A 14646-nucleotide genomic window follows, 5' to 3' on the forward strand; every position below is an offset into this window, starting at 1 on the left:
TTTTAATCGTTATTTACAAATATTACAACGAAAGCAAATTGATCTTTTATAACTAAAAACAAACTTATGAAACACCTGTACGCAACTTTATTGCTTCTGCTTACCCTTGCTCCGGCCTTTGCGCAGCAGGACTTCCGAAAAGGCTTTATTGTGCAGAACGGCGACACGCTGCGCGGCTACATAGACTACCGCGGCGACAGGCGCAATGCACAGTTTGCTACCTTTAAGCAAACCCTTCAGGGCCCGGAACAACGCTTTACACCTGAAGACATCAGCGCCTACGGCTATGAGGTGGAGCAGAAACTGTTTGAGTCTAAGACCATACTGCCTGCCTCGGAGACGGAACAAGCGCAGAGGCACTTCCTTAAGACCCTGATAAAGGGCAAAGCCAGCCTATACCAATACCGTGATGCCGCTGACGAGGCCCACTACTACCTCTCTATGGAAAATGGTCCCCTGTTGGAGCTCACACAAACCGAGTACACCCGCAAAGACCCGAAAACAGGAAGAACCTATAATGCCACGAACAAGGTTTTTGTAGGCACGCTAGGCAACGCGTTCGCTGATTGCCCGAACCTGAAGGAAGCGCAGCTTAAGAACCTTGAACTTAAAGAGAGTTCGCTAGCAGCTATCACCCGCCAGTACAATATGTGTGTTGCCCCTGCCAGCGTCCAGCATGAGCAGAAAAAGGTAAAAAGTAAGCTGACAGTCGGCCCTGTGGCTGCTTTTTACAGCACCAGTTTAAACTTTACAGGAGATACTTACCTCCGCCACGCACCCTTCGAAAACAATGTAAATGTCGGGGGCGGTTTAGCCTTCAATGCGACCCTCCCGAAGCTGAACGAAAAGCTTTCAGTACAGATGGAGCTTCTGTACATAGCAAGTAACCACACGGCTACCTTTACAGAGGAAGGGCAGTACGGGAGCTCTATCGCCTACGATGTTTCGTTTGACCTGGCGCACCTTAAGCTTCCGGTCCAGCTCCGCTACACGCTTCCCCGTGGGCTTATACAGCCTTATTTTAATGCAGGGGTAGTGGTTGGGTATGCCGTAAAAGACGCCAACGAGGTAACAAAGGTTAACACCCTCAGCGGCTCTACCACCTACTCCCACACTTATCCGGCTATCCCAGGCAACGGCACAACCGACGGCTTTCGTAGCTTTATGGAAGGAATAACGGCGGGCGCCGGCCTAACTTACCCACTTCCGACAGGTACCCTTTCACTGGAGGCCCGATATGAGGCAAACAATGGTATATCATCGATCAGCGGCATAAAGTCAATAGTCAGCACCGTGTATGTACTGGTGGGATACGGCTTTTAAAACTGCACCCGCATAAAAAAGAAAGGCGCTGCTAAAGTATAGAAGCGCCTTTCTTTTTTATAAGGTTACTTAATCTAGGTCCCGGTCCCCTCTTTTTAGCTCCTCCACCGAGCGCATCACCTTGTCCTTGAGGCTGGTTTTATACTTCTCCAGCTTGTCGGCCACAGCGGCACTGCTGGTTCCGATGATCTCGGCGGCAAGTATGCCGGCATTCAGGGCACCATCAAGGGCCACAGTGGCCACGGGTATGCCGCCCGGCATCTGCAGGATAGACAGCACGGAATCCCAGCCGTCAATGGAGTTGCTGGACTTAACAGGCACGCCAATCACGGGCAGGGTGGTAAGTGAGGCCACCATACCCGGCAAGTGCGCCGCGCCGCCAGCTCCGGCGATAATTACTTTCAGGCCGCGCTTACGGGCGTTCTCGGCGTACTCAAACATGCGGTGCGGCGTGCGGTGCGCCGAAACCACTGTCAGTTCGTAGGGCACGCCCAGCGTTTCCAGTATCTCAGCGGCAGCGTTCATTACTTTCAGGTCAGACTGGCTGCCCATGATGATGCCTACTAGGGCTTGTGAATGTGTCGTTTCCTCGGCCATGTTATGCTTTTACTTTTATTACGTTTCTGATTTGCTCGGCACGCTGCTGCGCCTCTTCTATGTTTTCTCCCAGCACAGTGATGTGCCCCATTTTGCGGGCCGGGCGCGTGTACTTTTTACCGTACAGGTGGATGTACACGCCTGGTACCGCCAGCGCTTCCTGCAACCCCTCATAGGCAGCCTCCCCGTCGTAGCCCGGCTCACCCAGCAGGTTCAGCATAACGGCGGCGCTCTGGATATCGGTAGCACCCAGCGGCAGGTTTAGGATGGCCCGCAGGTGCTGCTCGTACTGCGAGGTATAGTTGGCTTTGATGGTGTGGTGCCCGCTGTTATGCGGACGCGGCGCCACCTCGTTTACCAGTATCTGCCCGTCTTTGGTCAGGAACATCTCCACGGCAAGGATACCCACCATGCCGAAGCTCTCGATTACGCGCGTAGCAATCTCTATGGCCAGGCGCTGCAGCTTGTAAGGCACGTTGGCCGGGGCAAAGAGGGAGTCGACCAGGTTGTGCTCCGGGTGGAAGCTCAGTTCTACCACCGGGAAAGCCGTTACCTCACCACGCGCATTGCGGGCCACAATCACAGAGATCTCCTTCTCAAAGTCCACCAGTTTCTCCAGCACCGACGGCTCCTCAAAGGCCTTTCCGAAGTCTGCCTCGCCGGTTAAACGGGTCACGCCGCGGCCATCGTAGCCCTCGCGGCGCAGCTTCTGGAAGGCTGGCAGGAAGTCCGTATGCTGCTGTAGCTCTCCCTTCTCCTTAAGCAGTACAAAATCGGAGGTGGGGATGCTGTGCTTTTTGTAAAACTCCTTCTGCAGCCCTTTATCCTGAATGGTGCGCACGGTGTTAGCGTCGGGGTACACTTTTACGCCTTCCTGCTCGAGTTTCTCCAGCGCGTCGGCGTTCACGTGCTCAATCTCAATCGTGAGAATGTCGCAGTTCTTCCCGAACTCATACACCGTATCGAAATCGCGGAAGCTGCCTACGTAGAACTCGTTGCAGATGTCTTTGCACGGGGCATTCTCGTCGGGGTCCAGCACCAGCGTGTAGAGGTTAAAATCGAGCCCGGCCTGCATCAGCATGCGCCCCAGCTGGCCGCCGCCAAGTATGCCTAGCTTTACTTCTCCTTTCATGTGTTGTAACGGTTTGGTTGATTCTCCTCAAAAATAACGATTATGAACGGAGACAAAAGGTAACCTCTGAAACTATTATTCTCGTACAGCTGCTTATTTTTGATTTACATCCGCAAAGGCCTATATTTAATCCTAGGCCATACTCAGCTGTACTTACTTTTATATGGAAATTATACTTGCCACGCTTTCTGCCCTCTTTTCAGTTGTAAACCCGTTTGGTGCCATGCCGGTGTTCCTTACCCTCACCCAGGACGATACCGCCGAGCAGCGCAACCAGCAGGCCCTGAAGGCATGTTTATACATGGTGGGCATTCTGGCAGTGTTTTTTCTGGCAGGCCAGTACGTGCTCAACTTCTTCGGCATCCGCATCCACGACCTGCGCATTGCGGGTGGCCTCATGATCATGCGCGCCGGCTTTGAGCTGCTCTCGCCGGGCGGCAGCAAAAAGAAAATCGCCCCGGATGTGGTGGAGGAAGGGCAGCAGAAGGAAGACATTTCCTTCACGCCGCTTGCCATGCCCATGCTTTCCGGCCCCGGCGCCATCGCCGTAAGTATAGGCCTGTTCACCACCTCGCTTTCTTACCTGGACATGGTCATGATCCTGATCGGCATTATACTGCTGGCGGTTGTCTCGTACGTTATCCTGCGCTTTTCGCACCAGCTTACGCGCTTTATGGGCAAGTCCGGTTTGGCGGCGCTTTCCCGCATCATGGGTTTTATTGTGCTTTCCATCGGGGTTAACTTTATTGTGTCAGCACTCACGGCCCTGTTCTTTACAGAGTAGCGGGGCTCTTTTTCCTTCACGCCCCGGTGCACCGCAGCAGTGGCTATCGCGCTGGACCTTAATATGAACCTCAATATGATACTAAGCCTGAACCCCAAGCCGGTGCCTTGGAGGTTTTCGGCCCTGTTTGCGGGGAGGCCGCCAAAGCAAGAGCAGCCGGGAGCCGGACGGCTTCACCACTCATCGGCAGGTTATGTGCTAAAACGCCCCTGTGTGCAGTAGAAACCACAATCCATGCGCATCCTTTGCCCGTAAACCCGCTTTTGAGTAACTTTATAAGGATATATGTGCCTGCGGGCATTACAGAATCAAAACTAAACCCAACAAAATGAGACACAGATTAGTCGCTCTGTTGCTGCTGCTGGCTTTTACCGTCACTACGGCAATGGCACAGCAAGGCAACCAGCAAAACAACATCCTGCCCTACCCTATCCACCAGAAACAGCTGGATAACGGCCTGAACGTGGTAACGGTGCCTTACAACAGCCCCGGCCTGGCCGCCTTCTATATTGTAGTGCGCGCCGGCTCACGCGAGGAAGTAGAGAAAGGCAAAACCGGCTTTGCGCACTTCTTTGAGCACATGATGTTCCGGGGTACCGAGAAGTACAGCAAGGAGGCCTACGGCGATATCATGAAAGCCATGGGGGCCGCCGCCAACGCCAACACCTCCATCGACCGCACCGTGTACCACATGACGGGCAATGCCGAGATGCTCGACAAGATGTTCGAGATTGAGGCCGACCGTTTCCAGAACCTGAAGTACAGCGTGCACGATTTTAAAACAGAGGCCGGCGCCGTGAAAGGCGAGTACACCAAGAACTCCGCCAGCCCCTACCAGCAGCTGTACGAGAAGCTGGTGAGCACCGCCTTTAAGAAACACACCTACGCCCACACCACCATGGGCTTTTTTGAGGACGTGGTAGACATGCCCAACCAGTACGACTACTCCCTCACCTTCTTCGACCGCTTCTACCGCCCGGAGTACGCCACTATCGTGGTGGTAGGCGATGTAACACCGGAGCGGGTAAACAACCTGGCGCAGCAGTACTTCGGCGACTGGAAGCGCGGCAGCTATAAGCCGGATATCGCCACGGAGCCGAAGCAGAAAGAAACCCGCTACGCGCACGTAAAGCAGGAAGGTTTCCCGCCTTACCTGAGCCTGAACTTCAAAGGCCCCGCTTTCTCCGACAAAGACAAAGACCTGCCGGCCCTGAGCATCCTCTCTACCATACTTTTCGCCGAAAACTCCGACCTGTACCGCAAGCTGGTGGTTAATGAGCAGAAGGCGCGTTTTATCGGTGGCGGCCCGCAGTTCTCCCGCGACCCGAACCTGATTTCCGTGTCTGCCTCGCTACTGGACGCAAAGGACATGCAGTATGTAAAGGATGAGCTGATGAAGGCCCTGCAGGATGCGAAAACAAAGCCGATAGATGCCCAAAAGATCGAGGAAACAAAGTCCCGCATCAAGTACAGCTTTGCCATGAGCATGGACAGCCCGGATGCGATTGCCAACTCCCTGGCCCGCTTTATCTGGCTCTCGGGCAATCCGGAGTCGCTCAACAACATCTACAAAGTATACGACAGCATCACGGCGCAGGACCTGATGAATGCCGCCAAGAAGTACTTCGTAACCGAGACGATGACGGTAGGCACGATCGCCCCAACGGAGAAGTCACCGGTAAAATAAGGCCGGACGCACACCAAAGTATAAAGACAAAGAGACTTGAATAGCATGAAAAAAATAGCTGCATACATACTGCCTGTCGCCTTGCTGGCCGCCTCGTGCGCCAAACAGCCGCAGGCATCCCAGCCAACCAACACCCAAGCAACTGCTACAACCACTACAGCCACAGCGGCTCCTTTTGATGCCAACCAGGCATTTGGCCCCGGCAAAGTGGTCGAGCTAAAGCAGCCGGAGTCGAATAAGGTGATCATCAAGCTGATGTTCAAAAACGGCTCTATGGTAGACCCTGCCGACAAAAAAGGCCTGACCTATACGACCGCCCAGATGGTCACGGAATCCGGTACGCAGGAAATGCCGGTTGCGCAGATCAAAGACAAGATCTACCCGTGGGCGGCCAACTACTACGCCAACGTAGACAAAGAGGTCACCACCTTTACCTTTGCCGTGCACCAGGATTTCCTGGACGAGTTCTACCCGATTGTGCGTGGCCTGCTTTTACAGCCTGCTTTTGCCGAGGACGACTTTAAGCGTGTAAAGTCTAACCAGCAGAACTTCGTGGACCAGGTAATCCGGGCTTCTTCGGATGAAGAGTACAGCAAAAAGGCGCTGGAAGACCTGCTGTTCCGGGGCACCAACTACCAGCATGTGGTAGAGGGAACCTCCGCCACCGTTCCCAACATCACCCTGGATGATGTAAAGAAGCACTGGCAGAACTACTTTACCGAAAACAACGTGCTGATCGGAATTGCCGGTAACTACAGCCAGGACTTCCTGAACAAGCTGAAGGCGGATGTGGCGCAGCTGTCGGATGTAAACCCTAGCATCCCGAACGCCGCTGAACCGAACAAGCCCGACGGCGTGCAGGTAGAGATCATCAAAAAGAGCGATGCTTTGGGCTCCGCCATTTTCACGGGCACCCCGATGCCCGTTACTCGCTCTGCCGATGACTTTGCAGCCCTGATGGTAGCCAACTCCTACTTAGGCGAGCACCGCAAAAGCTACGGCAAGCTGTACGACAAGATCCGCACGACCCGCTCCATGAACTACGGCGACTACTCCTACATTGAGTGGTACGACCAGGGCGGCTCCTTCCAGCTGCCCAACCCGAACGTGCCCCGCACCTCCAATTACTTTGCCCTTTGGATCAGGCCGGTGCAGATCGCCGAGGGCCTGAAAAAGCAGTATGCCGAGCTCGACACCATTGATGTGGGCCACGCGCACTTTGCGCTCCGTCTGGCCATCCGCGAAGTGGATAACCTGATCAAGAATGGCATGACGCAGGAGGAGTTTGAGCTGACGCGCAAGTTCCTGCGCTCTTACATGAAGCTCTACATCCAGACAACCGAGAAGCAACTGGGCTTCCTGATGGACTCCCGCTTCTACGGCCGCCAGGATTACATTGAGGAGATGGACCGCCTGCTGGCAAACCTGACGGTAGAGGACGTGAACAAGGCTGTGAAAAAGTATTGGCAGACCGACAACATGTTTATCACCATCGTAACCGACGACAGCGAGGCGGAGCCTCTGAAGCAGGCGCTGCTAAACAACACACCCTCGCCGATGAGCTACTCCAACCTGGTAAAGGAAGGGTTGCCACAGGAGGTATTGGCCGAAGACGATGTGATTGCCAACTACAGAGTGAATGTGAAGGACGTCAAGATAATCGACAGTAAAGACACCTTCCGCTAAAGTTTTATACTTACAAAGGCACAGCGAAAGCCGCAGACTGTACGTCTGCGGCTTTTTTGTTTCGCTCCACCCGGCAAACGGTAGGCTACACTAAAACACAAAGGTATTATTCTACTATATTTTTGATTTATTTATACTTTGTTTTGATATTCACCAACTCTTCTGCACCTGTGCTCCCCTTGCTTACACGGATCATCAAACACTTAACGCGAACATAAACGAATGAAAAAAGCCTTGAAGATTGTTGGCTATGTAGTGGTGGTGGCGATGGTGGCCATTGCCGCCGGCATCATCTACCTACAGTACGCTTTCCCTAACGTTGATGCAGCCCCCAACATCAGCGTGGATCGGACGGCTGCCCAGATAGAGCGCGGCCGTTACCTGGCAAACCATGTGGCCGTCTGCATCGACTGCCACTCCACCCGCGACTTCTCCCGCCTGGCAGCACCGCCGGTGCCGGGCACCTTCGGCAAAGGCGGCGACAGGTTTGACCACTCCCTGGGGTTCCCGGGCACGTTTTACGCCAAAAACATCACCTCAGACAAAGAGACCGGCATCGGCACCTGGACCGACGGGGAGGTGTACCGCGCCATTACCAGAGGCGTGAGCAAGGACGGAGAACCTCTTTTCCCGGTGATGCCCTACAAATCGTACAGCCAGCTCACCACCGAAGATGCGTACGCCATTGTGGCCTACATCCGAACCCTTGCGCCCATCAAGCATAAAGTGCCGGAGTCAGACCCCGACTTCCCGATGAACCTGATCCTGCGCACCATGCCCTCAAACGATACGCCCCCAGCGTTTGATAAAACAGCCTTGAATGATGACCTGGCCTATGGCAAGTACCTCGTTACCGTTGGCGGTTGCGGCGACTGCCACACCCCCCAGGATAAAGGCGCACCTGTTGCAGGTAAGTTTATGGCCGGCGGCATGGCCTTTACCTTTCCGAACGGGGCAGTACTGCGCTCTGCCAACATCACCCCAGACAAAGGCACCGGCATCGGCACCTGGTCGGAGGATGCCTTTGTTAAGCGCTTTAAGACGTATGCGGACGAAAAAGCAACAGCCAAGCAGCTCGCTCCGGGCGATTTTCAGACGCTGATGCCCTGGAAAATGTACGCCGGCATGAAAGAGGAGGACCTGCGCGCCATTTACAAGTACCTGATGAGCCTGGAGCCTAACAGGAACAAAGTCACACGCTTTACCCCTGCCAAATCATAGTGCCCCGCTCTCAGGCGTTTCCCTGTACTCCGAAGGCTGCCTGCTCTGCGGGCAGCTTTTTTTGTTGCAGGTCTGGATCGGATGTCGTATCATCGCTGCCAAGAACAGCTATTAGCATGCAACTTTACGCACAAGACGAAGAAAATACCCCGCTTACCCTTGCCTACGCCAGCTTCTGGACACGACTGGCGGCCTTTTTTATTGATGCCCTCATTATGTCGCTGGTCATGGCCGTGGTCCTCTCTGTACTGGGCCTGCCGCTGGCGCCGGAGCTGGACGACATAGAGAACCGCCTGAAAATGAACGGCATCAGCGCGTTTATTGGCTGGCTTTACTATGCCGGCTTTGAGAGTTCAGCCAAACAGGCCACACTGGGCAAGCAGATGCTCGGTATTTTTGTAACAGACAGCGACGGCTACCGCATTTCCTTTGCCCGTGCCTCCGGCCGCTATTTCGGGAAAATGCTCTCGGGCCTTATTCTCCTCATCGGCTACCTGATGGCTGCCTTTACCGCACGCCGCCAGGCCCTGCACGACAAACTGGCGAATACGCTCGTGCTGCAGCACCCGGGAAACCAGCAAGCCTAGAAGTATCCTGCCTACCATAACGCTAAAAGCAATGCCAGCGCCTCCGGCGCTGGCATTGCTTTTATAAAACTGTGATAAATAAGCTACTTACATTCTAAAAATTACCGCTCACCCTGCAACTAAGCATGCGCCTACAAGTATAAAAAAGGACGTGACATGAAAACGGCCTATGCAAACGACCTATACCCAGAGTAAGAACAAAGCAGCACTTGCAGACCTAGGCACGCGCCTGATGGCTTTTTCGCTCGATGTGCTGCTCCTGCTCACCCTGGTAGCAGTCACTGACTTCTACACCTTTAGCAGCAACGAACAGGCGCTGCTTCTTAAGCCGGAGCGCCTGCTGCACCTGCTGCTTGCCTGGCTATACTTTGCAGGCACTGAAACCTGCGCCTGCCAGGGCACCCTGGGCAAGCACCTCATGAACCTGCGTGTAACCGACGCGGCCGGCGACCGCCTCACCATTAAAGCGGCCACCATTCGCTTTTTCGCCAGGCCTGTTTCGGCCCTTATGCTGCTCTTCCGGTTCCTGACAGACTCCGCCTACGACTCCCGCCGCACTTTCCATGACCGCCTGGCCGACTCACAGGTGGTAGAGCGCTAGTTACTTTTTCGCGGGTTTTCCCTGGTAGTCCAGCATGGTGATGTTGAACATCGGGTCTGCTTTCCAGTTCTTGGCTTTGATACGCTTGTACAGTATATCCTGAATCAGCTGCTTTGCCTGCTCATCAGTTAAGGAGTCGTTTCGGTTGTAAAGGTAAAGCTCGCAGATAACCGGGTTTAAATCAGGCAGCGTGCCGCGTGTAAACCGGGCACTTACTTCGATGGTCTCTATGCCCTCCAGCTTATTCAGCTCTGAACGCATCACCTCCGTAATTCGGGTGCTGAGGCTGGCTTTCTGCAAGGCAGGCTGGTTCGAGAACTGCCAGTAAAGCATCCCGGCTATAACCACAGCCGATAAGCCCAGCGAAAGCTTAAACACATACTCCTTACCTGTGGCGAAGCGCACGCCTTTTACCGTTACATTACCCAGCAGCCTGAACACGGTGGCTGCTGAGAGCTGGATGACCGCCAACTGAAAGATTAACAGAAAAACGCCGCTACGGATCAGTTGCCAGTTGCCGAAGTTAAGCGACATGCCTATCAGGCCTGTAGGAGGCGCCAGCGAAGCAGCCACCAGCATACCCACTGCCGCACCTGACACCAGGCTGTCGCGCTCGGACTGTATCAGGTTTACGGCCCCTGCCACTCCTGCCGCCAACGGAAGCAGAAAGGTAACGACAGAGATATGGCTCACACTTACCATCAGCGTGGTGGCGTGCTGGTGGTTCATAACCAATGAAATGAGATAGGTGGTGAGGATGGCCGCCCCAATGGCCATAAAGTAGCGCTGCAGGCTCTGCCTGAGCAGGCCCATTTTGCCCGCTGCTGCCCCTAAAGCTGCATTCATAGCAGGGCCGGCAAACGGGGAGACCAGCATGGCAGCCACCAGCAGGTAGCTTGTGTTTGTGTAAAACCCAACCCACACCAGAATGCCTCCCGCAATAGAATAAATGATCAAGCCGGTTTTAGAGCCCACGCTTTGCAGGCCTCCCAGAAAGATCTCGATCGGGCTTCGGTTGGAGACGTCCGTCACCTGGTCTGGCGCACTTCCCTTTGGGGGATACAGGGTTATCACGCCACGGGGTATAAGGTTGATCTCCGCATCTTCGTACTGGCCTATACTATCAATAAACTTGCTAACCAGCTGGTTATTCAGGTGTACTGTTACCAGTTCCCCCTCTGCCATCGACTGCACCATCAGGTTCTTGCCCTGGTGCTCTTCTGCAATTTTTCTTATCTCTTCGCCTTGTCCTTCCTTTACTCTTATCGTTAACCTGCGCATATATTGTCCTTGATTATACTACCTACTACGGCTGCGGGTGGCATTAGAGTTAGCCTGGAACATAAAAGCCCGCGCCGGGGAAAGGCGCAGGCTTTTACGGAAGGAGAATAGAAGCCGGGTACTTAGCGGCTCGCTACCCCGTAGTTAACTGTTACTACCGTCGCGGTGCCGTCCGGCAGAACGGTTACTTTAAAGAGGTAGTCGTACTGTGTCTCCGAGATGTCCGGCACCGGGCGCTTTGCCCCAAACTCCTCAATAATAGGCAAAACCGTGTTGGAGTGCCCAACCACTACTACCGTCTGCCCCGCGTGGTCTTTCAGGATGGTGTCTTTCAGGCTGTTGAAGCTATGCGCCTCATACACCTTCATCTGCAGCCCCTCTGCCTCAGCTAAAGGCTGAAGCGTGCTCCGGTTGCGCTTATACTTGGTGGTGTAGAGGGCGGCGATCTCCTGCTCCTCCAGCAGGTCGCGCAGCGCCTCCGCCCGTGCCAGCCCTCCCGGCGTCAGGTCCGGGTCTTGTTCTGATGGGTTAGAGATGTCTTTCTCGGCATGGCGCACCAGGTACACCACCGTAGGTTGGGCGTTGTTGTCAACAGGGTTAACAACGGCGACGCTCCCCTCCTGCCCGCCAGGCGACTGACGACAGGCCGCAGCAGTTAACAGCAGCAACAGGAGCCATACCTGTCGAAGTAAAGTTCTTTTCATGTAATGTTGTTTTAAGTGAGTATGTAGAAGTGGGTAATTGGTTTTGAATTAAGCGTGCACCAGCTGCTCGCCGGCCTGCTCCACGTTTTCGGCGTCCTGCTGGCGGCCCTTTTCCCGGAGCATGCGCACCAGGCGCTGGCGCACCTCCATCTGGTAAGGGTACAGCAGCAGCGAATGCTTGTATAACCGGATAGCTGCGGTCGCCTTGCCCTTCGCCTCCAGCACACGCCCCCTGGCACTCACAATGTTGGCTTGCTCTACCACCGTTTGCGATTTCGGCAACTGCTTGAGCACCTTTTTGGCGCGTTCCGCCTCTCCCAGCTCGGCCAGCACCGGCGCCAGCAAGTACAGCTCCTGCTCCGGCAGGCATACACTCTCCTCCAGCAGCGGTTGTACAGCGGTACGGGCGGCGTTTTTGCTACCCAGTGCCAGTTGGTAGGCTGCCATCCGCACCATGTAGTCGGCGCGTGGCGCTCCGGAGGCTGCCAGAATGCGCTGCGCCTCCTCCAGTGTCTCATAAGCCGCTTTATAATTGCCCTGTGCCGCCAGCACATCCGCATACTGCTTGCGCAGCTCATAGTGCTGCGGCTTTAACGCCACCAGCCTGGCCAGTTCCTGCCCCGCCTCCGGGGTAATCCGGGTCGTTCCCTTCAGCCAGTTGGCATAGGCAAGGGCCTCGTCGCGCCGGTCGCGAAGGTAGGTGGAGACGGCGGGGGCCTGCGCGACGTAGGCCTCCGCCACCGCAATGGCCTCCGGCACCATGCCGTAGTCAACATAAAACGCCCGGTACTGCTCGTTAATGTGGGCCAGTACCAGCAGGTCATCCTCCAGGCCCGCCGCCTTTCTGTACAGCGCCATCTGCCGCATCAGGGCTTCATGGGCGTTCAGCCTGCCTTTGCGTTTCATGGCCTCCAGCAGCCCGGCCTCCGCCACATATACAGGGGCATAGGACGGGTTGATGCTTTTGGCGCGTTCCAGCCACGCCTGTGCCGGCTTAAAATCTTTTTGCTGCTGCTTTACCCCCACGTAGGTAAGCAGGGCGGGCACATAGCTTTCGTCCCAGGTAAGGGCGCTATCCAAGTATAAAGTTGCTTTGGAGAAATCTTTCTGCCTCTGCGCCTGCTCTGCCAGGTTCAGGTACACCTGTGCCCAGTTGCTGGCCATGGCCTGCTCATCGCCTGCCAGGTAGGCTTGCTGCCGCTTTACCAGTCCGTCCAGAAAAGTATACAGCTCGGGGTCTTTGGCTTTCAGGTCGGCAGTGGTGTTAATGGATTTATGGTTGAGCGGGTGCACCTTTCCCGGCTCAAAGTACGCCGGGTAAGTCTGGGCCAGGTACTCGTGCTCGTTGTTGGCGGAGTAATAGTCTAAGGTGCGGTGCTGCGCCATGGCCTGGTGGTACAGCCGACGGACCTCCCGCTTCTCTGCGTCCGTAAACACGCTCTGGTGAAAGAGGTGCACGTACTCATGCAGCACCACATTACGCTCCAGGTGCGAGCCCCGCACCACGTACTCTATGCCCGCTGCCCCGCTGCCCACCCCCCGGATATCCATCCACTGGCGGTTATCAAACGTGGTAGCCTGCCGGAAGTACGGCGAGCCCATCGCGATGGTCAGGTCCTGGTGCAGGGGCGGAATCACGAACTTCTCCCCTTGCTTAGACAGGAACGGGAAGTATACAATGCTCTCATACAGCTGCGACCACACCATTTGCTGCACCTCCTTGCCCGGGTAGTAAGCCACATCCGGGAAGACCCTGGCAAAGTTCTCCGGGTCCCGGATCACCGTCTGCTGCACTACCTGCTGCAGCGAGTCATAGTTGTGCAGGTACGTCAGCTGCTTTTGCTTGATAACAGCCGCCAGGGCGTTGTGGGCCGGGCCGTAGTGTTTCTTCTTTTGGAGGATCCGCTGGAAAATCGCCTGCGCCGAGTCAAGGCGGGTCTGGCGGTCCGTGCCGAAGGCCATGTAGTAGGCTGAGCCACGAAGCATGGCCGGCAGAACCGAGCTTTTATACCTTTGCTGTACAAGCGCGATCTCTTTCAGGGCCTCCCGCAGCTTGTTTTCTGAGAGTAGCTTGTCTGCCGGCTTCAGCGCCTGGCGCACTTCCTCATCCTCCGGCTGCGCATAATCGGCATAGGTAAGGTTGGTGTGGCCGTTGCCCCAGTGCCAGTGCGTTACGTAGTGCAGCGGGTTCAGCGCCAGCGCCAGCTCCCACTGGCCAGCCATAGCATTCAGCTGCGTAGCGTCCACTCTGCGCCAGATGGCATAGCCATAGTTAAAGCGGGCGTCGGCGTTAAAGGGGTCAAGGGTCAGGCTGTTGATAAGCGGCTGCTCGGCCAGCTCCGGCTTCTGGTTCCAGAAATGCACATCCGACTCCAGCAGGTATGCCTGGGCATTCCTGGGGTTCCATTGCTGTACTTTTTTGGCCCACGCCAGCGCCTGGTCATACTTCTTCTCCAGCATCAGGATACGGCCCAGTGCCAGCGCAGCCGCCTCGTCTTCCGGCTTCTGCCGGAACAGGTGCTGCAGGGTGGCTTTGGCTTTGTTTAGCTCCCAGGCCTGCACCTGCAGCTTGCTTTGCAGCAGCAGCGCCTCCCTGTTTTGGGGTTCCTGCTCCATTACCTGCTGCACCAGGGCCTCGGCCTGCTTAAACTTATTCTGAAGTATAGCCAGCCTGGCCTGCGCCAGCCAAACCCGGTGGTCAGGCGTTGCCTCCTGTAACAGCCTTTCAGCCGCCTGCCACTCGCCCAGTTCCAGCAGCCGCTCTGCTTTTGCGGCAGGGCTCTGCGCTGATGCTAAAGCCGCCTTACGCTCCGGCTGCAGCCGTTGGCGTATAGCAGCTACCTCATCCGGGTGTTGGGCAAGGGCAGAGAAACCGGTCAGCAGAACGGTGGCACAAAGCAAGAGCTTCTTTGAGAAGGATATCATCAGAAAACAGGTTGAAGTTATCAGCTTAAAAATAGTAACTTTCTGCTTCTGAAAAAATTAATCCTATAAGTAAAGCCAGATTCCGTCCTACTTCAGCAGGAAAGGCGGTACCCAGCGC

12 protein-coding genes are annotated in these 14646 nt (G+C 55.4%); 7 read left to right on the forward strand and 5 right to left on the reverse strand.

Features of this window, described 5'->3' with window-relative positions; translation table 11 throughout:
• Window positions 1–66 precede the first annotated feature (66 nt).
• A complete protein-coding gene (locus CA264_RS12640) occupies window positions 67–1323 on the forward strand; it encodes a porin family protein (protein WP_025607646.1) in 1257 nt (418 codons plus the stop codon).
• Window positions 1324–1392: 69 nt separating this feature from the next.
• On the opposite strand, the gene purE is transcribed toward CA264_RS12640, so the two are convergent.
• Both purE and CA264_RS12650 read right to left on the reverse strand, forming a co-directional pair.
• Complete coding sequence (gene purE, locus CA264_RS12645) at window positions 1393–1920, reverse strand: 5-(carboxyamino)imidazole ribonucleotide mutase (RefSeq protein WP_025607647.1); 528 nt, start codon at window positions 1918–1920, stop codon at window positions 1393–1395.
• Window position 1921: 1 nt separating this feature from the next.
• Window positions 1922–3052 carry a 5-(carboxyamino)imidazole ribonucleotide synthase gene (locus tag CA264_RS12650; protein ID WP_025607649.1) on the reverse strand — a complete coding sequence of 377 codons (1131 nt, stop codon included), beginning with the start codon at window positions 3050–3052 and terminating at the stop codon, window positions 1922–1924.
• A gap of 163 nt (window positions 3053–3215) precedes the next feature.
• On the opposite strand from CA264_RS12650, the gene CA264_RS12655 reads away from it, so the two are divergent.
• The 6 genes from CA264_RS12655 (at window position 3216) to CA264_RS12680 (ending at window position 9618) form a co-directional block, all read left to right on the forward strand.
• Window positions 3216–3836 (forward strand): MarC family NAAT transporter, encoded by a 621-nt coding sequence (locus CA264_RS12655; RefSeq protein ID WP_025607650.1) that lies wholly within the window; start codon window positions 3216–3218, stop codon window positions 3834–3836.
• 328 nt (window positions 3837–4164) lie between these two features.
• On the forward strand, window positions 4165–5523 hold the full coding sequence (locus CA264_RS12660) for a M16 family metallopeptidase (protein WP_036776141.1): 1359 nt from the start codon (window positions 4165–4167) through the stop codon (window positions 5521–5523).
• 45 nt (window positions 5524–5568) lie between these two features.
• Window positions 5569–7209 carry a M16 family metallopeptidase gene (locus CA264_RS12665; protein WP_025607654.1) on the forward strand — a complete coding sequence of 547 codons (1641 nt, stop codon included), beginning with the start codon at window positions 5569–5571 and terminating at the stop codon, window positions 7207–7209.
• Window positions 7210–7431: 222 nt separating this feature from the next.
• A complete protein-coding gene (locus tag CA264_RS12670) occupies window positions 7432–8430 on the forward strand; it encodes a c-type cytochrome (protein ID WP_025607655.1) in 999 nt (332 codons plus the stop codon).
• A gap of 116 nt (window positions 8431–8546) precedes the next feature.
• Window positions 8547–9017: an RDD family protein gene (locus CA264_RS12675; RefSeq protein WP_025607656.1), complete on the forward strand. Its 471-nt coding sequence runs from the start codon at window positions 8547–8549 to the stop codon at window positions 9015–9017.
• 169 nt (window positions 9018–9186) lie between these two features.
• Window positions 9187–9618, forward strand: a complete 432-nt coding sequence (locus CA264_RS12680; RefSeq protein WP_025607658.1) for an RDD family protein — start codon at window positions 9187–9189, stop codon at window positions 9616–9618.
• Here the strand turns inward: CA264_RS12680 and CA264_RS12685 are convergent, their stop codons facing one another.
• The 3 genes from CA264_RS12685 to CA264_RS12695 form a co-directional block, all read right to left on the reverse strand.
• A complete protein-coding gene (locus CA264_RS12685; RefSeq protein WP_025607660.1) occupies window positions 9619–10899 on the reverse strand; it encodes a DUF389 domain-containing protein in 1281 nt (426 codons plus the stop codon).
• A gap of 122 nt (window positions 10900–11021) precedes the next feature.
• The gene (locus CA264_RS12690; RefSeq protein WP_036776144.1) at window positions 11022–11603 is read right to left on the reverse strand and encodes a SixA phosphatase family protein; all 582 of its coding nucleotides are present in this window, start codon (window positions 11601–11603) and stop codon (window positions 11022–11024) included.
• A 48-nt stretch (window positions 11604–11651) separates the two neighbouring features.
• Window positions 11652–14528, reverse strand: a complete 2877-nt coding sequence (locus CA264_RS12695) for a tetratricopeptide repeat protein (RefSeq protein WP_025607663.1) — start codon at window positions 14526–14528, stop codon at window positions 11652–11654.
• Window positions 14529–14646: the final 118 nt, after the last annotated feature.

It is taken from the genome of Pontibacter actiniarum (assembly GCF_003585765.1).
Lineage (GTDB): Bacteria > Bacteroidota > Bacteroidia > Cytophagales > Hymenobacteraceae > Pontibacter > Pontibacter actiniarum.